Here is a 21,348-nt window from a genome sequence, read left to right on the forward strand (position 1 = left end):
GGATCACGTGTTGAAATCCGTCGAGAACGTACTGTATCCGATTTAAATCTTTTTTTTTTAATAGGGAGAGTCGCCGTGCCGGCTCCCATCGGAACGTTCTCTATATCGGTCACGACTCAGTTTATATATTTATACTGTTATGTTTGGAATCGGACTTCACTCCCCTGCCCGGTTCCGCGAGCAGTAGCGTTATTCCGGTGTACCACGTAGTGTGCCGTGTCATGTCACAGCAAGAAGTGAAAGAGGAGCTGTACGTCGACCAGTACACGCTCGGACTGGTGGGTCCCGACCAGGAGTGGGCCGGCACCGTCGCCGACGGCGGGACGGTGACGACGTACACGCCGCCCGGCTGCTGGGGGCCGATGGTCACCCCCTCGTTCCGAGGCGGCCACGAGGTGACGCGCCCGATCCGCGTCGAGGGCGCCGAGGTCGGCGACGCCGTCGCGATCCACATCCGCGACGTGGAGGTGACAAGCATGGCGACGAGCACGGGGTCGATGGACGAGCGCGAGGAGGCGTTCCGGGACGACCCGTTCGTCGACCACCGCTGTCCGGAGTGCGGGACGACGTGGCCCGACTCCTACGTCGAGGGGACCGGCGAGGACGCGATCCGCTGTGCGGAGTGCGGCGCCAACGCCTCCTCGTTCGGCTTCGAGTACGGCTACACCGTCGCGTTCGACCACGAGAACGCGGTCGGCGTCACGCTCGACGAGGAGGGCGCCCACGAGCTCGCGACCGACGCCGACGAGGTGATGGACATCCCCGAGAACTCCCGGCAGCACCCGATCCTGCTGTACGAGCCCGACGGGATGCCCGGCACGCTCGGTCGCCTCCGGCCCTTTATCGGCAACATCGGGACGACGCCGTCCGTGACGATGCCCGACTCGCACAACGCGGGCGACTTCGGGCAGAGCCTCATCGGCGCCGACCACGACTACGGCGTCGAGACCGAGGAAGACCTCGAGAAGCGCACCGACGGCCACATGGACATCCCCGAGGTCCGGCCGGGCGCCACCCTCATCTGCCCCGTCGACGTCGACGGCGGGGGCGTCTACGTCGGCGACCTCCACGCGAACCAGGGGGACGGCGAGCTCTCCCTCCACACCACCGACGTGAGCGGCACCGTCACCATGGACGTCGAGGTGATCGAGGGGCTCGAGCTCGACGGCCCCGTGCTGCTCCCGAACGAGGAGGACCTCCCCTTCATCAGCGCGCCGTACACCGACGCGGAGCGCGAGGCGGGCCGCGAGCTCGGCGCCGAGCACGGCGTCGAGACGGAGACGGAGATGGCGCCGATTCAGGTGGTCGGCTCCGGCGCCACGGTCAACGACGCCACGCAGAACGCCTTCGACCGCGCGACGAAGCTCTTAGCGATGAGCGAGGGCGAAGTTCGCGGGCGCTGCACCTTCACCGGCGGCGTCCAGATCGGCCGGCTCCCGGGCGTCGTCCAGCTCGACATGCTGGCGCCCCTCGATGTCCTCGAAGAGCGCGGCCTCGACGGGCTGGTCCGGGACCAGTACGACCTGTAGCGTCGTCGGGGCGCCCTACTCTTCCGGCTCCGTCGCCGCTTCTTGCTCCGTCGCTTCCTCACAGTTGCAGCCGCCCGACGAGAGCAGCTCGGCCACGCCGTACCGCGAGCCGCAGTCCGTACAGAGCACGCCCACGTCGACCAGCACCCGGAACTCCCCGAGCGTGAGGGCGGGCGTCTTCCGGAGCGCCCGGAGCTTCGACTCCGCGACCGAGACCAGCCGGCCGCGGAGCTTCCCGATCGCCCGGGACGCGTTCGTCGCGCGGTCCCCGCCGTCGCGCTCGTACTCCGCGCCGCGGTGCTCCCGGAGGTAGCTCCGGACGGCCTGATAGGTGACCACGTCGCAGTCGAGGGCGTCGACGTCGACGCCCTCGCGCTCGAGCCGCCGACGGAGCTGCGTGCGGTCGGCGGCGGTCACGTCGTCGCCCGTCAGCGACCGCACCACCGCGTCGAGCTCCCGCGCCGACAGCCGCACCCCGGCCTCGTCGACCTCGGCCTCGACGAGCCGGCGGTTGAACTCGGCGGCGAGGTCGCGCAGGCTCGTGTGGTCGTCGCCGGTCGCCGTCCACCGCGCCTCCAGCTCGTCGCCGACGCCCTCTAGGTCGTACTCGTCGACGAGCCGCGCCACCTTGGTCCGGCGGCCGCCGTCCGTGTCGGTCATTCGTCACAACCACCGTCGGGCAGCGACATAGGCGTTACCGTCGCGCCGGCGGGCCGCGCCGACGGTCCCCGTCCCGTCTCGCCCCGAGCGGCACCTATATGCCACCGCTCCCGGATCCGTCGGACACGAAATGATGCGCCACGACGTCGCCATCGTCGGCGGCGGCTGCGTCGGGCTGTCGGTCGCCAAACACCTCGCCGAGCGGACCGACCTCGACGTCGCCGTCATAGAGAAGGAACATCACCTCGCCTCCCACCAGAGCGGCCGGAACTCCGGCGTGCTCCACCCGGGATTCAACTACCCGCCGGGCTCGAAGAAGGCGCGGTTCGCCACCGAGGGCACCGCCCGGATGAAGGCGTACTGCGAGGAGCACGGCGTCCCGTGCGAGGAGCTGGGCGTCCTCGTCGTCGCGACGGACGGCGAGGAGGAGGCGCGGCTCGACGACCTCGCGGAGCAGGCCGAGGCCAACGGCGTCGCCTACGAGCTGCTCGACTCCCGCGAGGCGATCCGCGAACACGAGCCGCACGCGGAGGGCCAGGCCGCGTTCCACGCCCCGGAGGCCGCCTCCGTCGACTCCGAGCAGTACGTCTACGCGCTCGCCCGCGAGGCCCGGGAGCTGGGGGTCACGATGTACACGGGCTACGAGGTCTCCCGGATCGAGGAGGCGGCCGAAGGATACCGGCTCGCGACGAGCAACGGTCGGTTCGAGGTCTCGTACCTGGTCAACGCGGCCGGGCTCCACGCCGACACGCTGGCCCACCAGGTCGGCGTCGGCGAGGAGTACCAGGTGGTCCCGTTCCGCGGCGAGTACTACGAGGTGCGCCCCGAGCGCGCCGAGCTCTGCGAGACGATGATCTACCCGACGCCGAACCCCGAGCTCCCCTTCCTCGGCGTCCACTACACCCGCCGGACCGACGGGAAGGTGATCGTCGGCCCGAACGCGGTGCTCGCGTTCGGCCGCGAGGCGTACGACAACACGGACGTGAACCCCCGCGAGCTGCTGGAGACGCTCACCTACGGCGGGTTCCGGCGGCTGCTCGCCTCGCCGCTGATGCTCTCGGTGGCGTGGGCGGAGCTGAACAAGTCGTACCGGAAAGAGAAGTTCGCGTCGGCGTCGCAGAAGCTGGTCCCCGACGTGCGGGCCGAGGACTTACAGAAGAGCTACGCCGGGATCCGCGCCCAGCTCGTGAGCGAGGACGGCGACCTGGTGAAAGAGCCGCTGTTCGTCGAGCGCGAGGACGCCGTCCACGTCCTCAACGCCGTCTCCCCCGGACTCACCTCCTCGCTGCCGTTCGGCGAGCACATCGCGGAGCGGCTCGCGGCGAAGGTGACCGTTTAAGTTCCGTCCGTCCGACGTTGAGACCACCACTCACGGGACGACGCCGAGAGAGCCGCCGCTCCCGCGCGGCGCGTCCCGCTCTCAGAACCATGACACTCCACCCGCTCCCCCCGATTCGCGGCGTCCCCGTTCGGGTCGCCACCGACGGTCGCACTGCCCCTCGCGAGCGCCCCGCCCCTCGCGAGCGCTCCGCCACCTCGGACCGGAGGAGTCGATGAGCCGCGGTCCCGACCGGCGGCCGGTCGAGCACCGGCTCCACGACGACGTGCCGACCGTCGACGCGGAGGCGGCGGCCGCCGCGCTCGACCCCGACGCGACGGTGCTCACGAGCGGCTTCGGCAGCGTCGGCTACCCGAAGGCGATCCCGCTCGCGCTGGCGTCGTCGCCCCGCGGCCTGTCGCTCACGCTGGTCGCCAGCGGGAACGTCGGCGACGAGATCGACGTCGACCTCGTGGAGTCCGGCGCCGTCGAGCGCCGGTTCTCCTACCAGTCCTCCCGGGTCGCCCGCGACCTGACGAACCGTCGCGAGGTGTCGTTCAGCGACCGGAACGCCTCCTCGATCGGCGACGAGGTCCAGCACGGCGGGATGGTCGACCCCGACGTCGCGATCGTCGAAGCGGTCGCCGTCGGCGAGGACTGGTTCGTGCCGTCGACGTCGCTCGGCCAAGTGCCTGCGTTCGTGGAGGCGGCCGACAGGCTGTACGTGGAGCTGAACCGCCGCCAGCCGCTCGAACTGCAGGCGCTCCACGATATCTACCGCCCGGACGCGCCGCCGAACCGCGACCCCGTCCCCATCTCCGACCCGGGCGAGCGCATCGGCACCACGCACGTCAGCTTCGACCCCGAGAAGCTGGCGGGCGTCGTGGAGACGGACATCGCGGACTCCACGTACACGTTCCGCGACCCGACCGACGACGACCTCGCCATCGCGGAGAACCTCGGAGCGTTCCTCGACGCCGAGATGGAGCGCTCGCCGGTGTTCGAAGACGCCGTCCACCTCCAGTTCGGCGTCGGGTCGCTCGGGAACGCGCTGATGGGCGAACTCAAGGAGCTCGACTTCGGCGGCCGCGACGTCGTCTACTTCGGCGAGCTCATCCAGGACGGCCTGCTCGACATGCTCGACGACGGCCGCTTGGAGTGCGCGAGCGCGACGTCGATGGCGCTCACCGACGAGGGCCAGCAGCGACTCTTCGAGAACGTCGAGCGGTACGCCGAGGACGTCGTGCTGCGGCCGGCGGACGTCTCGAACCACCCGGGCGTCATCGATCAGTTCGGCGTCGTCGGCGTCAACAGCGCCATCGAGTTCGACATCTACGGGAACGTCAACTCCACGCACGTCGGCGGCAAGCAGATGATCAACGGCGTCGGCGGCTCCGCGGACTTCAACCGGAACTCCTTGGTGACGGTCTGTGCACTTCCGTCGGCCCTGAAGGGCGGCGAAGTCTCCCGCGTCGTCCCGATGACGTTCCACGTCGACCACACCGAACACGACGTCGACGTGTTCGTCACCGAGCAGGGCGTCGCTGACGTCCGCGGGCTGTCGCCCGTCGAGCGCGCCGAGCGCATCATCGAGAACTGCGCGCACCCCGAGTTCGCGCCCGAACTGCGCTCGTACCTCGACGACGTCCGCGAGCAGGACAACCACATCCCGCACGACGTCCAGCGCGCGGCCGAGTGGCACGAGTAACGAGCGGGCCCGCTATTCTGCGGTTCCACACGCTGTTTCACAGTCGGAGTCGGCGGCGAAACGAACGGGTGTGAGAAACGGGGACGGTCGGCTACAGGCTGACGCCGCCGCCAGTGAAGTAGAGTAACACCCACCAGCCGTAGCCGACGGCCAGTGCGATCGCCGTCAGTATCTCTAGGACCGTCACGTAGGTGTCGCCGTGGGTTCTGCGGAAGTCCTGAATCAGCTCGATGCGGCGCCAGACCGGCATCAGCGGATCCGGAACGACTTCTTCGAGGCCGCCGACGTTTGACGTGTCGACCTGGTCTTCGGGGGCTTCCTGTTGGGAGCTCATTGTTTCACCTCCTTCCCGAGAGGGTTCTCGAGCCCGCGGACCATCACCTTCTCAGCGACGAAGACGGCGGCGAAGACGACGATGCCCGCGACCTTCGCGAGCACCATCGGGTACGTCATGACGAGCACGCCGAGCACCGTGAGCGCGCTCCGGGCGAGCATTTTGCGCCCGACGGACATCTCGAACGGGTAGTTCAGCCCGTAGATGATGGAGATGGCGCCCATCACGACTAGGAGGCCGACGAAGAGCGTGTTGAGTCCCGGAGACATCGAAATCAGAGCGGGGTTATAGACGAACGCGACGGGGAGGACGAACAGCGGCGCGGCGATTTTCAGCGCCGCTCCGCAGGTCCGCCAGAAGTTCGCCTCCGCGATACCCGCCGCGACGACGGCCGCCGTCGCCACCGGCGGTGTGATGCCCGCCAGGATGGCCGCGTAGAACATCGTGTAGTGAGCGGTGATCTCCGCGACGCCGAACTCGGAGACGAACGTCGGGACGATGAGGATAGCCACGATGACGTAGGCGGCCACCGTCGGCATCCCGACGCCCATTACGATGGCGACGGCCATCCCGAGCAACACCGCGAACAGCAGGATGCCGCCGGAGAGGTTGATCATCAACAGCGCGATCTTCGCGGGAACGCCGGTCGTCGAGAACAGGTTCACGACGCCGCTGATGACCACGAGGATGATGGCGATGGGCGCGAGGATGATGGCGCCTCGCCGGAAGCCGTGAATCGTGTTCTTGACCTGCGTGACGAACTCCGAGGCCGGCGAGACGTCCGAACCGTCGACGAGCCGCTGGAGCGGCGGCATCAGGACGCCTGTGAGTATCATCGCGAACACGGTGTACATCGCCGACGTCATCACCGTGTACTGGGCGAAGCCGAGGTAGTAGATCAGGACGCCGAACGGGATGCCGAACCGCAGCGCCTCGGCGATCTTCTCGTTGCGCGAGAGCGTCTCGTCGAAGAACTCCGAGAACTCCATGTCCTGATCGCTGGAGTCGCTAATCGCGGTGTAGTGGACCGCGATGGCGATCGACGTGACCAGGATCGCCGCGGGGACCAGCCCCGCGACGACGATGTTGAGGTACGCCACGCCGAGGTACGACGCCATCACGAACGCGGAGGCGCCCATGACCGGCGGGAGCACCTGTCCTGCGGTCGAGGCGACGGCTTCGATGCCGGCCGCGCGGTGGCCGGACATCCCGCTCTCTTTCATCGTCGGAATCGTGAACGACCCCGTCATGGCGGCGTTCGCCGTGTACGAGCCGTTGATGGAGCCGATGACCGCAGAAGAGAGCACGGCCGTCTGTGCCACGCCCGAGCGGATGCGGCCGGCCGCGACGATGGCCAGCCGGAGGATCAGGTCGAACGCGCCGTACGCGAACAGCAGTCCGGCGTACAGGAGGAACGGCGCGATCCACGACGCCGTCAGCTGTGTGAGCGAGCCGTAGAACCCGTACAGGTCCGTGACCGTCGCCTGGAGGAGGGTTAGCTGGTTCATCCCGGCGTGTCCGAGGACCCCGGGAACGGCGTCGCCGAACATCGCGTACAGCATCACGCTGATGACGAGTCCGAGGAATAGGTTCCCGAACTCGCGCCACGTGAGGTACAGCAGCGAGATGATGATGAGCCGCGCGAGCATGTACTCGTGTTCGCTGGCGAACCCCTGACGCAGGAGATACACCATCTCGAAGTTCAGGAAGAAGTAAAACGACGCCGTGATGAGTACGCCGGCCGACGGTAGCAACACTAAGGCGTCTATCCGGCTGCCTTCTTCGAGCGATTCGCGGGTTTCGTCGAGGGCGTACACCGTCATGATGCCGCCGACGAACAGCACGGCGTACTTGACCGTCGACCACTGCTGGGTGGACGCCCACCAGAGGACGGTCACCCAGAACAGGACGGCTGTGAGCGTGACGCTGACGTCGAGGCCTCGTAGCCACCCCGCGGGACCGGTCTGTTGTTCGGATTGTGTATCCATGTTTGGGTGTGGGTTTGTTTGTAGTAAAATATTAATATTAGTTGGATTCCGCTTCGCCAGTCGGAATTACGCCAGCTGGGAGAGGTTACGCCGTGTCGCCCTCTTGGAGGCTGTCGTCCCAGGCGTCGTTGTCCTTGTAGTACTGGACGGCACCGGGGTGGACCGGGATGCGCTCCTGCGCGTAGGCGAGCATCTCCTCGGCGGAGTCGTAGTCGTTGAACTGCGCTTCGCCGTTGTTGACGACGTCGTTGTGCTCGTGGGCGACGCGGCAGAGCTCGTAGACGGCGTCCGGATTGGCTTCGGGGTTGAACGTGTAGTTGACCTCGAGGTCCCAGGTGAACACCTCGTCGGTGCCGATGTCCGTGCCCGCGATCTGCCAGTCGCTGTAGGGAGTCCGGGTCGTACCGGCGCCGGAGTACGAGTTCGCGGACTCGATGAGCGCGTCCGTCGGTTCGACGTAGTGGAGGTCAACGCGAGAGGCCATCTCCTGAACGAAGCCGGTGTACCGAACGCCCGGCGCGCCGTACGCGATGGACGCGTCGATGGTCCCCTCCTCCATCGCGCCGGGCGCGTCACCGACGCCCATGTTCTGGATGTTCATCTGGTCGTAGACGTCCGCGGTCGGATCCTGCGACCAGACGTCGAGGGTCGTCGCGCGCGTCGAGTACCCCGGCTCGGCGGGATAGACGTTCGCGCCGGCGAGGTCGTCGAACGTCTCGATCCCCGTGCCGTCGCGGGCGACGACGTAGATGCTGTACGGGAACGCGCCGAATCCGTACTGAGGGATTCTGGACACCGACTGCTCGGAGAATCGGCCGCGGTCGTCGAGCGCCTTGTTGAGCGAGTTGTTGTCGGTGATGCCGGCGTTGAACTGGTTCTGCGCCATCCGGTAGATGGTCCCGATGTAGCCGGGGCTCTCGATGGTCGAGTAGTCGAGAGTGTCGCTCTCCTGACTGACGGCGCGCTCGACGGCGAGCCCGACGTCCTGGGTCCCGCCGGCGGACGTCCCGACTCGGAGCGAGAGTTCCTCGCTGCCGCCGTCCGACCCGTCGTCGCCGTCGGAGCCGTCAGAGCCGTCGGAGCCGTCCGACCCGTCGGAGCCGTCCGACCCGTCGGAGCCATCTCCACCGTCTCCCCCACCGCTACAGCCGGCGAGTCCGGTGATGCCTACCGCGCCCGTGCCGTACAAAAACTTGCGTCGATTGATCGAGCTATCTGCCATGCTCAACCATGACAATTCGGGCTACCGTTAACAATGTATCTGTTTGTTTCAGTTTAAACCGGAGGAATATTCCGCCTCGTGAAAACTGCCGAACACGTTGCGTGCGTCGGATTACTCGTCGATGATCACCGTCACCGGGCGGTCGGCCGAGAGCAACACCGACTGGGTCGTGCTCCCGAACAGCATCTTCCCGGTCGGGCTCCGTCGCCGTCCGCTCATGGTGATGTTGTCGACGTCGAGCTCCGCGGCGACCTCGCTGATCGTTTCCGCGGGGTCGCCGTGCTCGCGCCGCCTGGTCGTCTCGACGCCGGCCTCCGCCAGCCGGTCCTCGACGGCGTCGACGCTCTCTGGGTAGTTCTCCTCGTCCCACACGTCCTCGGAGTCGACGCGGCCGGCCTCGCCGCTGACCTCGAACCCCTCGTAGACGTTGAGTATCACTGCTTCAACCTCGTCGGCGGCGTTCGGCAGCGACGTGACGGCGTCGGCTGCGGACAACACGTTCCCGGCGTCCCCTCCGACGGGGAGCAGTACGCGGTACATACGAGCACCTAACCGAGCAACGCGTAATAAAAGTGCCTGCCGTCGGAGAGGTCGGGCCGCGACCGACTGGCGTCGGACGCCGAACCCCTACCGCGTTACCGGCGCGTCGACCGTCCCGATCGACTCGACGACCGCCCGCACCTCGTCGCCGGGGTCGATGGGCGCCGCGCCGGGCGTCCCCGTGCTGAACAGGTCACCGGGTTCCAGCGTCATCACGTCGGAGTGGAACGAGACGATCTCCGCCGGCGGGAACAGCATGTTCCGGATCTCGTTTTCGGCCCGCACCTCGCCGTTGACCTCGGTCCGCACCGAGAGCCCCTCGAGGTCGAGCGGCTCCTCCGGCACCGCGAGCGCGGCGCCGGGCACGAGGAACGTGTCGTAGCTCTTCGCCCGCGTCAGGAACCGCGGGTTCCGCTGGAGCACGTCCTCTGCCGTCATGTCGATCACGGGGAGGTAGCCCGCCACCACCTCGTCCGCGTCGGCCTCGTCGACGTTCCGGCACGTCCGGCCCATCACGACGGCCAGCTCCGCCTCGGCGGTCACCCGCTCGCTCTGCGACGCCGGCGGCAGCCGGATCGGGCCGCCTGGGCCGGTCAGGACCGACGACGGCTTCATGAAGCTCGCGGGCTCCTCGGGGCGCTCCTCGTCGAGGTCGCCGGCGTGCTCCTCGTAGTTCAGGCCGATCCCCCACAGCTTCCCGAACGACGCCAGGGGCGCGCCGAACGACACGTCCTCCGCTGGGACGGGGTCGGCGGTCGCGTCGGCGACGTCGCCGAGGTCGCCCGCTGCCGCCCGCGGGAGCGCCTCGCGGACGCTCTCTACGTCCGGCTCGACGGCGCCGAGGGGGACGTACCCCTCGTCGTCGCCGAGCAGCGGGTCGCCGGTCGCCGTGCGTGCGAGGTACTTCATCGGCCGATCACTCCTCGCGGTCCGTCCAGAAGTCGAACGAGCGCCCGGGCGCGAACACGTCGAGCCCGACCGCGCGCTCGTCGCCGGTGTTCTCCACTCGATGGGCCTCGTTGGACTCCAAGAGGACGGAGTCGTTCTTCTGGAGGGTGACCGAGTCGTCCTCGGTCGCGACCATGAGCTCGCCCTCGAGGCAGAGGCAGACCTGCTCGTTCTCGTGGTCGTGCATCGGCGAGCTGTGGCCCGGCGGCTTCTCGAACCACTCGAAGGAGAACTGGTCGCTGCCCGCCATCGAGACGCGCCGCCACCCCTCGTCGGGCTCGTACGTCTCCGCCTCGTCGAACGCGACCGGCTTCATAAGTTCGCCCCGGTGGATCCCCCGTCGATCGGGAGCGCGGTGCCGTTGATGTACCCGGACTTCGGCGACGAGAGGAACGCGACGGTGTTGCCGAGCTCCATCGGGTCGCCGATGCGCTCGAGCGGGTTCTGCGCCCAGTCGTCGAGCCCCTCCTCGTAGGAGTCGTAGTCGCCGCGCTCGACGGCGGCCTCGACGAGGTCGCGGATGCGGCTCGTCTCGTGGGGGCCCGGCAGGACGGCGTTGGCGCGTACCTCCGGGGCGAACTCCTTCGAGAGGGTCTTCTCTAACCCGATGACGCCCATCCGGACCGAGTTCGACAGCACGAGGCTGTCGATGGCCTCCTTCACGCTCCGGGAGGTGATGTTGACGATGGTGCCGCCGTCGCCCTCCGTGAGGTGCGGGTGCGACTCGCGCGCCAGCCGGACGACGCTCATCACGAGCAGGTCGTAGGCGTGCTGCCAGTCCTCGTCGTCGGTGTCGAGGAAGGAGCCCGAGGGCGGGCCGCCCGCGCTGGTCACGAGGTGGTCGATCGTGCCGAACTCGTCGACGGTCGCCTCCACCAAGGCCGCGATCTCGTCGGCGTCGGTCAGGTCCGCCGAGTGGGCGACGACCTCGCCGGTCGCGACCGCCTCGACCTCCTCCTTGGCGTCCGCGAGCCGCTCCTCGTCGCGGCCGTTGATGACGACGTTTGCGCCCTCCCGGGCCAGCGCCTTCGCCGATGCCTTGCCGAGTCCGCTGGACGATGCCGTGACGAGGGCCGCGTTCCCGTCGATCTGTAGGTCCATGCCTCACTCAACCGGAGTGCGGCGTGAAAACGTTTCCCTAGAGGCAAGGGGGCGGGCCGGGCGGACGCCCCCGACGCGTCGCCGGCGGGCTCACGCGCCCGAACCGTCCGCCGGTTCGTCCTCGAACCCCGCCGTCCCGTCGTCGAACGCGACCGTCTCGCGGCCGACCACCGTCGCCGCCTCCGGGAGGTCGTCGACGGCGGCGTCGGAGACGCGGAGCTCCCCGAGGTCCTGCGTGTTCCGGATCCAGACGATCCGGACGGTCTTGGGGTCGTAGCCCCCCAGCGCCGCCAGCCCGGTCCGGAGCGCGAACTCGTCGTCGGGCGCCACCACGGGGAGTTTCGACTTCGAGAGCGACCCGCTGGTGAGCGCGTTCGCGTACGTCTTCTTCAGGTCGAGTTGGTCGACCGCGGACTGACGAGTGAGGTCGGCGAGCCCGATCCCGTTGCCGTTCCCCTTCGTCGCCTCGGTGAGCCCCCGGACGTAGATGAGGTCGATGTCGGGCGTCTCGGGGTCGGGCGCGTTGAGGACGCGGTAGCGTCCGATGACGTTCGTGTCCATGCCGGCGCCCGATATCTCCTTGCCGATCTCGTCGACGACGAGCAGGTCGACGTCGTCGATCGGGAGCGTCGGCATCTCCTCGTACGCGCGCTCCAACAGCTCCGGCTCGCGGTCGAGGAACGACCCGGCGGGCACGGCCTCCAGGTGTCCGATCTCCTCCTCGAAGTTCTCCACCAAGGCGATCCCGCCGACGAGCGGCGTCTCCCGCTCGATGACGTCGAGCGCGGCCGTCAGCGCCTCGACGTACCCCTCGGCGATCGCCGTCGAGTGGAACGACTTCGCGCCGCGCTGCTTGCCGAGCCCGACGACGGTCATCTTCGCGAGCCCGCTCTCCACCGGTCCGGTGAAGTTGGTGTGCGCCTTCACGCGGTTTATCACGAGGACCGCGTCGGCCTCCAGCGCCGCCTCGGAGAAGTACACCGGCATGTCGGCGTCGCCCACCGCGACCGTCGCCAGCTCCGCGGCCGCCATGCGCGCGTCGATCGGTGCTCCCACGGTCTCCTCGGTGATCCCGAGCGCCTCGAGCACCTCGCGCTGTCCCTCGGGCGTCGCGCCGCCGTGGCTGCCCATCGCCGGCACCACGACGGGGTCGCGGCCGCGCTCGGCGAGCCGGTCGACGACCGCCGCCGCGACCTCGTCGATCCGGTCGATCCCGCGGCTGCCGACCCCGACGGCCACGGTCGCGCCCGCGGGGAGCCCGTCGAGGTCGAGCGCGTCGAGCGCCTCCCGGGCCGCCCCGACGGGGTCGTCGAGGCGCTCCGTCCGCGGCTCGTACCGCACCCGCGCGAACTCCGGGAGCGGCTGCGGGTCGATGAGGCCGTCGACGTCGGACCGGTCGGGGAACTCCATGTGGGGGCCCTCGCGCCGCCGACACAAAAACGGCGGGTGAGAACCTTGCCGATACAACCGCCTACTTAAAGCCGTGTGACGCCGCTGCACGCATGGAGATCACCGAAGTCGAGTCGTTCCCGATCAAGCTGCCGCTGGAGTCGCCCGTCTCCTTCTCCAACCGGACGCTCACCTACCGGGACCACGCGATCACGTACGTGCGGACGGACACCGGCCACGAGGGGGTCGGCTACTCGCTGGGGTACGAGGGAGCCGGCCTCATCGCCGACGCGGTCGAGTCGCTGCTCGAACCGCTGCTCGTCGGCGAGGACCCCCGCGACACCGAGCGCCTGTGGCACGAGATGTACGAGGGGAACGTCCAGATCGGCCGGACCGGCCTCTTCTTGCGCGCCATCTCGACGGTCGACATCGCGCTCTGGGACGTGAAGGCGAAGGCGGCGGAGATGCCCCTCCACAAGCTGCTCGGCGGGCACTCCGAGTCGGTGCCGTCGTACGCCAGCGGCGGCTACTACCGCGACGACAAGGGCCACGAGGCGCTCCGCGGCGAGATGCGGCGCTACCTCGACGAGGGCCACGACGTGGTGAAGATGAAGGTCGGGCGCCTGTCGGCCGCGGAGGAGGCCGAGCGCGTCGCCGCCGTGCGCGACGAGATCGGCGACGAGCGCACCCTCCTGCTCGACGCCAACGGGGTCTGGGAGTCGACGACGGAGGCGCTCCGCAACTGCCGGGCGTTCGCGCCGCACGACCCGTACTTCATCGAGGAGCCCGTCATGATCGACCGCGTCGACACGATGGCCGAGGTGAACGACGGGATCGACTACCCCGTCGCCACCGGCGAGTTGGAGGGGACCCGCCACAACTTCGCCCGGCTCGCCGACACGGGCGCGGCGACGATCCTCCAGCCCGACGTCACCGTCTGCGGCGGGATCACGGAGTGGCTGAAGATCGCGAACCACGCCTCCGCGTACGACATCCCCATCGCCCCCCACTACAACTGGAACATCCACGCCTCCCTGCTCGGGGCCATCGAGAACGGCCTCTGGGTGGAGTACTTCTACCGGGACATGGACGTGAAGGCGTTCGACGACGTCGTTGCCGATCCCGTGACGCCCGGCGACGACGGGACCATCGAACTGCCGGACCGCCCTGGCCACGGCGTCCCGCTGGATAAAGACGCGCTGCAGCGATTCAAAGACGAATGAGAGACTACTCAGACCAGATCGACACCCGCGACCCGGACCGAGACGTACAGATCACCGGCCTCGACGCCTGCGTCGTCGAGGGCAACTTCGAGTGGAACCTGATCAAGGTGGAGACCGACGCCGGCGTCACCGGGATCGGCGAGGCGTACCGCGGCGGCGGCGTCCCGGAGCTCGTCGAGTACACGAACCGGTTCCTCGTCGGCGAGAACCCGCTCGACGTCGAGCGGCTCGTCCGGTACATCTTCCAGGAGATGTCGGGCCACGGCGGCACGACCGGAAAGGTCGTCACCGCGGCCTCCGGCATCGAGATCGCGCTGCTGGACGCCGCCGGGAAGATCCTCGGGCTCCCCGTCTACCAGCTGCTCGGATCGAAGTACCGCGACGAGGTGCGGCTCTACTGCGACTGCCACGCCGGCGAGGCGTACGCGGTCGAGGACGGCGCGACCGCCTACGCCGACGCCGAGGCGTACTCCCCCGAGGCGTACGCCGCCGAGGCCGCCCGCGTCACCGACATGGGCTTTTCCGCGCTGAAGTTCGACCTCGACCTGCCGGCCGACAACGAGAACGACCCGTACAACGGGCGCCTGACGAACGCGGCGATCAGAGAGAAGCGGGAGATCGTCGCGGCCGTGCGCGAGGAGATCGGCTACGATATCGACCTCGCGTTCGACTGCCACTGGGACTACTCCGTCGAGAGCGCGAAGCGGCTCGCCCACGAGTTAGAGGAGTTCGACCTGATGTGGTTAGAGGACCTGATCCCGCCGGAGAACATGGAGGCGCAAAAGGAGGTGACGAAGGCGACGCGGACCCCGGTCGCGACCGGCGAGAACCGGTTCCGCGTCTTCGAGCTGTCGGACCTGATCTACGAGCACGGCGTCGATATCGTCACCCCCGACCCGGCGACGGTCGGCGGGCTCACGGAGACGATGCGGATCGCCGACCGCGCCGAGGAGAACTACATGCCGCTGTCCCCGCACAACGTCTGTAGCCCGGTGGGGACGATGGCCTGCGTCCACCTCGGCGCCGCCACGCCGAACTTCGACCTGCTTGAGTACCACGCGCTGGAGGTCGACTGGTGGGACGACCTGCTGGCGCGCGACGAGCCGCTGATCGAGGACGGCCGTATCGACGTCCCGGAGGCGCCCGGCCTCGGGATCGAGCTCGATATGGACGTCGTCGAGGAGCACCTGCTCGAGGGAACCGACGGGTTCTGAGGCGGTCTCGGGCGTTCTCGGGGATCGCCCCGAGCGCTCCTCGGCGCCCGCGGCGCCGCACGCTCCCGACCGCTCGGCGAGCGAGAGTATACTTATTTATCCTTGGGATCGCAAGCGATCGTATGCTCGATTACTTCGACATGGAGTCGACCCTGTCCGAGGAGGAGCGGCTGCTCGTCGACTCCGCCCGGTCGTTCATCGAGGGCGAGATCGACGACATGGGGCAACACTGGATCGACGGCACGTTCCCCGAGGAGATTATCCCGAAGATGGGCGAGATGGGATTTTACGCGCCGAACCTCGAAGGCTACGGCCTGCCGGGCGTCAGCGAGACGGCCTACGGCCTGCTAATGCGCGAGCTGGAGGCGTGCGACTCCGGGCTCCGCTCGATGGCGAGCGTCCAGGGCGCGCTGGTGATGTACCCGATCCACGCGTTCGGCAGCGACGCACAGAAGGAGGAGTGGCTGCCGAAGCTCGGCACCGGCGAGGCGGTCGGCTGCTTCGGGCTCACCGAGCCGGAGCACGGCTCGAACCCCTCCGCGATGGAGACGCGCGCCGAGGCCGACGGCGACGGCTACGTCCTCAACGGCTCGAAGACGTGGATCACGAACTCTCCCATCTCGGACGTGGCCGTCGTCTGGGCGAAGGACCACACCGAGGACGGCACCCCGGTCCGCGGCTTCCTCGTCGAGACCGACCGCGACGGCGTCACCACCAACAAGATCGACGAGAAGCTGAGCCTGCGCGCGTCGATCACGGGCGAGATCAGCCTCCAGAACGTCCGCGTCCCCGCCGAGAACCGCCTCCCCGGCGTGGAGGGGATGAAGGGGCCGCTGTCGTGTCTCACGCAGGCCCGCTACGGCATCGCGTGGGGCGCGGTCGGCGCCGCGCAGGACTGCTTCGAGGTCGCCCGCGAGTACGCCACCGACCGCGAGCAGTTCGGGAAGCCGATCGGCGGCTTCCAGATGCAACAGCAGAAGCTCGCGGAGATGGCGACGCAGATCACCCTCGCACAGCTGCTCGCGCACCGGCTCGCCGACCTCAAGGAGGCGGGCGAGATGCGGCCGCAACACGTCTCGATGGCCAAGCGCAACAACGTCCGGATGGCGCGCGACCAGTCGCGGATCGCCCGCGAGATGCTCGGCGGGAACGGGATCACCGCCGACTACTCGCCGATGCGCCACATGGCGAACATGGAGACGGTGTACACCTACGAGGGCACCCACGACATCCACACGCTGATCCTCGGCGAGGACATCACCGGGATGCAGGCGTACCAGTAGTTCGGTCCGCTCCGGTTTTTCGACGGCGCCGTTTCAGGCCACCTGATTCCGCAGCCCCTCGTACTCGCCGGTCTCGTCGACCCGTTCGAGGTTCTCGACGAGGATGTCGGCGCACCGCTCCCAGTAGTTCGGCGTGTGGCCCGCGACGTGGGGCGTGATGAAGACGTTCTCGAACCCCCACAGGTCGTGGTCGCTCGGGAGCGGCTCCGGGTCGGTGACGTCGAGCGCGGCGCCGTGGAGCGCGTTCGCCCGGAGCGCGTCCACGAGCGCCGGCGTGTCGATCACGCCGCCGCGAGCGACGTTGACGACGATCGCGTCCGCCGGCAGCGTGTCGAGCTCGGCCTCGCCGACCAGCCCTTCGGTCGTCTCCGTCAGGGGACACGCGAGGACGAGCACGTCCGTCCGCGGCAGCACGTCCGGGAGGTCGTCGTACCCGACCACCTCGTCGGTCGGGCCGCCCTTCGCGACGGTGTGACGGACCCCGACCGTGTCGACGTCGAACCCCGCGAACCGTTCGACGACGGCCTCCCCGATCGAGCCGAGGCCGACGACCGTGACGGTGCTGCCGGCGAGCTCGGTGAACGACTGGAAGCGGCGCCACTCCCGGCGTCGCTGACGGCGGCGCCCCTCGTCGAGTCGCCGCGCGAACGCCAGCACCCAGCCGAGCACGTGCTCGGCGACGTTCGGGCCGTGAACCCCGGAGGCGTTCGTCACCGCGACGCCGCGCTCGGCGAGCGCGTCCAGCGGGAGGTGGTCGACGCCGGCGGCGTTACACGCGAACAGCCGCAGGTTCTCGGCGCTCGCGGCCTCCTCGGCGTCGATGTGTTTCCCGGCGATCACCGTCGCCTCCCGTACGTAGCGGTCGTGCTCGTCGGGGGTCGCCGCGAGCCGCACCTCGCGGTCCGGGAGGCGACGGTCGAGGATCTCCACGTAGTCGGCCGCCGGGATCCCGTGCGCGTCGTGGTCGAGCACCGCGACGTCGATGGTGGACATGGTCCACGCGTCGCGGTCGGCCGCCAAAGTTCTCGGGGTGGCGGCGGTCGGGGTCGCGGGTCGACGCCGTGGAGTTGCAAGCCGACGCCGCGGGGTCGCCTCCGGCGGCTAGCCGTCTATCCGGATCGGCGGCGACGCACTCATCAGGAGGAGACAGGCGATCCCGACGCCCGCGCCGACGGCCCCCGCGCCCGCGCCGACCGCGCGGACCGCCGTCTCGAACCCGAGCGGTCCGGTCGCGACCGCGACGGCGACGCCCATGATCACCGGGGTCGCGGTGGCCGCCGCGCGCCCGCTCCCCTCGCCGAGGCTGACGAGGCCGCCGCGTAAGTCCGCGGGCGGGAGCGTCGTGATGACGCTCCGGTAGATGGAGAGCACGAGCCCGAAGCCGATCCCCATGAAGGCGACGCCGACGGCGGCGACCGCGAACGACCGGGCGAGGAAGGCGAGCGCCAGGCCGGCGCCCATCGACGCGTTCGTGGCGACGAGCGGGTAGAGCCGGTCGTCGAAGGCGTCGGCGACCCGGCCGGCCTGCGACGCCGCGAGCGCGTACGTGAGGCTCGCGAGCGCCGCGAGGATCCCCGCCTCCGCCGGCGTGTGGCCGAGCACGTCGACGACGAGGATCGAGTTGTACGTGAGGAAGCCGAACCACGCGACGTTCGCGCTCCCCCGCGCGACGACCATGGTCCACGCCCGCCGGTGCGCGACCAGCGCGCGCATGTCCCCGATCTGCGCCCGGACCCCCTCGGACTCCTCGTCGGCCGCCTCGTCCAGCGGCTCCTCGAAGTAGACGTAGACGACCGCCGCGATCGGGAAGGCAACGGCGTACAGCAGGAACGGGTACTGCCACGCCAGCCCGACGAGGACGCCCGCGGCCAGCGGGAACGCCGTCTGCGAGAGCCCCGACCCGGTGAACCGGAGCCCCTGCGCGGTCGCCTCCTTCGTCCCCGCGTACAGGTCGCCGAGGCTGGTGATGATGATCGGCGTGAGCGCGGCGAAGCCGATCCCCTGGAGCGCGCGCAGCGCGAGCGCCGCGGCGAAGGTGGAGACGAACGCGATTGCGGTACCGGTGAGCCCGAACCAGACGAGCCCGAAGAGCAGCACCGGCCGCCGCCCGTACCGGTCGGAGATCACGCCCGCGATCGGGATGACGACGATGGACGGCGCGGTGAACGCCGACATCATGAGCCCGATGTTCGCCGTCGACGCGCCCAGCGGCTCGACGAGCGAGCCGAGCACCGGCGAGAGGAGCGCGGTGCCGAGCGGCGGGAGCACGTTGATGAGCAGCAGCAGCTGGAAGGGTCGCTCCCGGACGATCTCCGAGTCGGCTCCCGCGATCGACGAGGGCGATACCACGCTCGGTCGCAGACGGTCGCCCGGATTAAATCTACGCGTTGTGGCAGTCGCTCGGGGATCGGGTCGGATCGACCACCGCCGCGATCGCGCGTTCGGCTGTCGAATATGCGTTCGACTCCTTCGAACGCTTATATGGCTGGAGTCCGATCATCGATTATGAACGAAACGCGGGATAACGCCGTATCGGGGGACGCAGACACGGTTCGCACCGCCGAAACGATGTTCGACGTCGTGCAACGGCTCGTCGAGGCCGACGGCGCGTCGCTGGCCGAGCTCGCCGCCGAGCTCGACTACGCGAAGAGCACGGTCCATCGGCACCTCCACACCTTGGAGGACCTCGGCTACGTCGTCAGGCGCGACGACGGCTACCACGTCGGACTTCGGTTCCTCGAGATCGGCGTCACCGCCCGAAGCGGCTACTGCGGCTACGACCTCGTGCGCCAGAAGGTCGAGGAGATCGCGGAGGTCACCGGGGAGCGCGCCCAGTTCTTCGTCGAGGAACACGGCAAGGCGGTGTACCTCGCCCGCGCCGTCGGGGACCAGGCGGTCCGCACCGATCCCGGCATCGGGAGTCGCATCCCGCTGTACGCGGCCTCGGCCGGGAAGGCGATCCTCGCCGAGCTGTCCGAGCCCGAGCTGTCCGATATGTTCGAACGCATGGCGTTCGAGCCCGTGACGGACCACACCATCACCGACCCGGACGAGCTCCGCGCCGAGATCGAGGCGGGCCGAGAGCGCGGCTACTTCTTCAACAGGGAGGAGTCGCTCCGGGGGACCCACGCCGTCGGCGTCGCGATCTGCGGCCCGGACGACGAGGTTATCGGCGGACTCAGCGTCACCGGCCCCTCCCACCGGCTGAACGGGGAGCGGCTCGAGTCCGAGCTCCCCGACCTGCTGCTCGGCGCGGCGAACGAGCTCGAGCTCAACATCGCGTACTCGTAGCGCCGAACTGCGGTCGTCCGCGAGCCTCTACGTCGTTCGATATGCTCGAATACATCGCTTCGCTCGCCGGCGGTTACGAACTCACGCCGCTGCCGCGCTCTCAACTAACACGAGTACTGTTGTTATTCTGAGCGGACTGCGACGGCGACCGGCTCCGACCGACACCGAGTCGGTCCTCACGGATTCGGACGGCGCTCCGCCTCGAGTTTAGTTTATAACTATGACACGTCAAGAATATACCGAACAGAGTAAACTTCCAGCGCACTCGTCCTACGAGCACTCCTCGGAGGCGAGATCGTCGCACGCGACACCGGTTCGTCAACCGCTGTGCCGAAGTGCGACGGTGTCGAGTCGGGACGCCTCGTAACGGGGATCCGATACTAACCGTCCGAATATCGTCGATATTCGATTTATATGTTCTTAACCTGGCGGAAATAATCAGATACGCGGATCCCAGCGGCTTTCGATCGATTCTCTGTTCGACCTTGCCCGTCCGATGACACGCTCGGCGTCTCGCCGATGGTCCGTGACTTCGACTGGAGGCGACTGTTACGGATCGCGCTTTATCGACCCATATTTATAATATTTTGATATAGTATATAAATCTGGTATGTCTGTCGATCCGCCGTCGGATCGACTCGTCCGCGTCAGGCCGTCTCCATCTCGCGCTCAAGCTCGCGGAGCCGCTCGACGCGGTTCTCGGTCGACGGGTGCGTCGAGGCCAGCTTCCCGACGAACCCCGCCTTGACCGGGATGATGAAGAACGCGTTCATCTCCGCCTCCTCGCGCAGGTCCTCCTTCGGCACGCGGTCCATCCGCCCGTCGATCGTCATCAGCGCCGACGCGAGCGCGCCGGGCTTGCCCGTGATCAGCGCGGCGCCGCGGTCGGCCGTGTACTCGCGGTACCGCGAGAGCGCCCGGATCAGCAGGAACGAGATGATCCAGACGAGGATCGAGGCGACGATGGCGACGATGACCGGTGCGCCCTGACGGTTGTCGCCGCTGAACAGCCACCCCCATCGGACGATGAAGAAGGCGATGGTGGAGAGGAACGAGGCGATGGTCATCACCATCACGTCGCGGTTCTTCACGTGCGCGAGCTCGTGGGCGAGCACGCCGTCGAGCTCGTCGTCGTCGAGCGCCCGGAGCAGGCCGGTCGTCACCGCGACGGTCGCGTTCTTCTTGTTCCGCCCGGTTGCGAACGCGTTCGGCACCTGCGTGTCGGCGACGGCGATCGTCGGCTTCGGGAGGTCGGCCTGCTGGCTCAGCCGCTCGACCCGTCGGTGGAGGTCGGGGTACTCATCGGCGCTCACCTCGCGGGCGCCCATGCTCCGCAGGGCGAGCTTGTCGCTGAAGAAGTACTGCGCGAGCGAGAACATCCCGAACATCGCGAGCGTGAAGATGATCCCGACGTTGAACACCTCGATCAGGACGCCGATGAACACGACGTAGAGGGCGAAAAGCAGGAACATCGTGAACCCCATCCGTCCACGCAGTCCCCAATCGGTCTTCCATTCCATACCCGAGTTTTACCGTTCGCCGGATTAAAGCCTGCCGGGGTTGGGATCCCCTCGCCGCGGCCCCGCAGTCGCCGGATGGA

General features: G+C 68.4%; 19 protein-coding genes. 7 read left to right on the forward strand and 12 right to left on the reverse strand.

Annotation, left to right across the window (positions count from 1 at the left end):
• Window positions 1-221: 221 nt before the first annotated feature.
• Window positions 222-1,529 carry an acetamidase/formamidase family protein gene (locus Hrr1229_RS07615; RefSeq protein ID WP_123113456.1) on the forward strand — a complete coding sequence of 436 codons (1,308 nt, stop codon included), beginning with the start codon at window positions 222-224 and terminating at the stop codon, window positions 1,527-1,529.
• A gap of 15 nt (window positions 1,530-1,544) precedes the next feature.
• Here Hrr1229_RS07615 and rdfA read toward each other — a convergent pair whose 3' ends face one another.
• Window positions 1,545-2,189: a rod-determining factor RdfA gene (gene rdfA / locus Hrr1229_RS07620; RefSeq protein ID WP_123113455.1), complete on the reverse strand. Its 645-nt coding sequence runs from the start codon at window positions 2,187-2,189 to the stop codon at window positions 1,545-1,547.
• A 130-nt stretch (window positions 2,190-2,319) separates the two neighbouring features.
• On the opposite strand from rdfA, the gene lhgO reads away from it, so the two are divergent.
• Together lhgO and Hrr1229_RS07630 are read left to right on the forward strand one after the other, a co-directional pair.
• The gene (gene lhgO, locus Hrr1229_RS07625; RefSeq protein ID WP_123113454.1) at window positions 2,320-3,528 is read left to right on the forward strand and encodes an L-2-hydroxyglutarate oxidase; all 1,209 of its coding nucleotides are present in this window, start codon (window positions 2,320-2,322) and stop codon (window positions 3,526-3,528) included.
• A gap of 214 nt (window positions 3,529-3,742) precedes the next feature.
• Window positions 3,743-5,215 (forward strand): acetyl-CoA hydrolase/transferase C-terminal domain-containing protein, encoded by a 1,473-nt coding sequence (locus tag Hrr1229_RS07630; RefSeq protein WP_123113453.1) that lies wholly within the window; start codon window positions 3,743-3,745, stop codon window positions 5,213-5,215.
• Between the two features lie 91 nt (window positions 5,216-5,306).
• On the opposite strand, the gene Hrr1229_RS07635 is transcribed toward Hrr1229_RS07630, so the two are convergent.
• The 8 genes from Hrr1229_RS07635 to Hrr1229_RS07670 form a co-directional block, all read right to left on the reverse strand.
• Window positions 5,307-5,549: a hypothetical protein gene (locus Hrr1229_RS07635; RefSeq protein WP_123113452.1), complete on the reverse strand. Its 243-nt coding sequence runs from the start codon at window positions 5,547-5,549 to the stop codon at window positions 5,307-5,309.
• Window positions 5,546-7,537 (reverse strand): TRAP transporter fused permease subunit, encoded by a 1,992-nt coding sequence (locus Hrr1229_RS07640; RefSeq protein ID WP_123113451.1) that lies wholly within the window; start codon window positions 7,535-7,537, stop codon window positions 5,546-5,548. Before Hrr1229_RS07640 ends, Hrr1229_RS07635 begins: the two co-directional genes overlap by 4 nt.
• A gap of 85 nt (window positions 7,538-7,622) precedes the next feature.
• Complete coding sequence (locus Hrr1229_RS07645; protein ID WP_123113450.1) at window positions 7,623-8,759, reverse strand: TAXI family TRAP transporter solute-binding subunit; 1,137 nt, start codon at window positions 8,757-8,759, stop codon at window positions 7,623-7,625.
• 111 nt (window positions 8,760-8,870) lie between these two features.
• A complete protein-coding gene (locus Hrr1229_RS07650; RefSeq protein ID WP_123113449.1) occupies window positions 8,871-9,299 on the reverse strand; it encodes a universal stress protein in 429 nt (142 codons plus the stop codon).
• A gap of 87 nt (window positions 9,300-9,386) precedes the next feature.
• Window positions 9,387-10,208, reverse strand: coding sequence for a fumarylacetoacetate hydrolase family protein (locus Hrr1229_RS07655; RefSeq protein ID WP_123113448.1), 822 nt, complete (start codon window positions 10,206-10,208; stop codon window positions 9,387-9,389).
• Between the two features lie 7 nt (window positions 10,209-10,215).
• Window positions 10,216-10,563 carry a cupin domain-containing protein gene (locus tag Hrr1229_RS07660; RefSeq protein WP_123113447.1) on the reverse strand — a complete coding sequence of 116 codons (348 nt, stop codon included), beginning with the start codon at window positions 10,561-10,563 and terminating at the stop codon, window positions 10,216-10,218.
• Window positions 10,560-11,348, reverse strand: a complete 789-nt coding sequence (locus Hrr1229_RS07665) for an SDR family oxidoreductase (RefSeq protein WP_123113446.1) — start codon at window positions 11,346-11,348, stop codon at window positions 10,560-10,562. The genes Hrr1229_RS07660 and Hrr1229_RS07665 overlap by 4 nt, the downstream gene beginning before the upstream one ends.
• Before the next feature lie 90 nt (window positions 11,349-11,438).
• Complete coding sequence (locus Hrr1229_RS07670; RefSeq protein WP_123113445.1) at window positions 11,439-12,758, reverse strand: DUF362 domain-containing protein; 1,320 nt, start codon at window positions 12,756-12,758, stop codon at window positions 11,439-11,441.
• A 92-nt stretch (window positions 12,759-12,850) separates the two neighbouring features.
• On the opposite strand from Hrr1229_RS07670, the gene Hrr1229_RS07675 reads away from it, so the two are divergent.
• From Hrr1229_RS07675 to Hrr1229_RS07685, 3 genes are all read left to right on the forward strand, one after another.
• Window positions 12,851-13,960 (forward strand): mandelate racemase/muconate lactonizing enzyme family protein, encoded by a 1,110-nt coding sequence (locus Hrr1229_RS07675; RefSeq protein ID WP_123113444.1) that lies wholly within the window; start codon window positions 12,851-12,853, stop codon window positions 13,958-13,960.
• Window positions 13,957-15,174, forward strand: a complete 1,218-nt coding sequence (locus tag Hrr1229_RS07680; RefSeq protein WP_123113443.1) for a mandelate racemase/muconate lactonizing enzyme family protein — start codon at window positions 13,957-13,959, stop codon at window positions 15,172-15,174. The genes Hrr1229_RS07675 and Hrr1229_RS07680 overlap by 4 nt, the downstream gene beginning before the upstream one ends.
• 122 nt (window positions 15,175-15,296) lie before the next feature.
• Window positions 15,297-16,457, forward strand: a complete 1,161-nt coding sequence (locus tag Hrr1229_RS07685; protein WP_123113442.1) for an acyl-CoA dehydrogenase family protein — start codon at window positions 15,297-15,299, stop codon at window positions 16,455-16,457.
• A 33-nt stretch (window positions 16,458-16,490) separates the two neighbouring features.
• On the opposite strand, the gene Hrr1229_RS07690 is transcribed toward Hrr1229_RS07685, so the two are convergent.
• Together Hrr1229_RS07690 and Hrr1229_RS07695 are read right to left on the reverse strand one after the other, a co-directional pair.
• A complete protein-coding gene (locus tag Hrr1229_RS07690) occupies window positions 16,491-17,450 on the reverse strand; it encodes a D-2-hydroxyacid dehydrogenase (protein WP_123113441.1) in 960 nt (319 codons plus the stop codon).
• A 108-nt stretch (window positions 17,451-17,558) separates the two neighbouring features.
• Entirely contained in the window at window positions 17,559-18,806 is a 1,248-nt protein-coding gene (locus tag Hrr1229_RS07695) for an MFS transporter (protein WP_123113440.1), read from the reverse strand.
• Window positions 18,807-18,962: 156 nt separating this feature from the next.
• On the opposite strand from Hrr1229_RS07695, the gene Hrr1229_RS07700 reads away from it, so the two are divergent.
• Window positions 18,963-19,748: an IclR family transcriptional regulator gene (locus Hrr1229_RS07700; protein WP_123113439.1), complete on the forward strand. Its 786-nt coding sequence runs from the start codon at window positions 18,963-18,965 to the stop codon at window positions 19,746-19,748.
• A gap of 647 nt (window positions 19,749-20,395) precedes the next feature.
• Here Hrr1229_RS07700 and htpX read toward each other — a convergent pair.
• The gene (gene htpX, locus Hrr1229_RS07705) at window positions 20,396-21,268 is read right to left on the reverse strand and encodes a zinc metalloprotease HtpX (RefSeq protein ID WP_123113438.1); all 873 of its coding nucleotides are present in this window, start codon (window positions 21,266-21,268) and stop codon (window positions 20,396-20,398) included.
• Between the last annotated feature and the right edge of the window lie 80 nt (window positions 21,269-21,348).

The sequence above is a fragment of the Halorubrum sp. CBA1229 genome (assembly GCF_003721435.2).
GTDB lineage: Archaea > Halobacteriota > Halobacteria > Halobacteriales > Haloferacaceae > Halorubrum.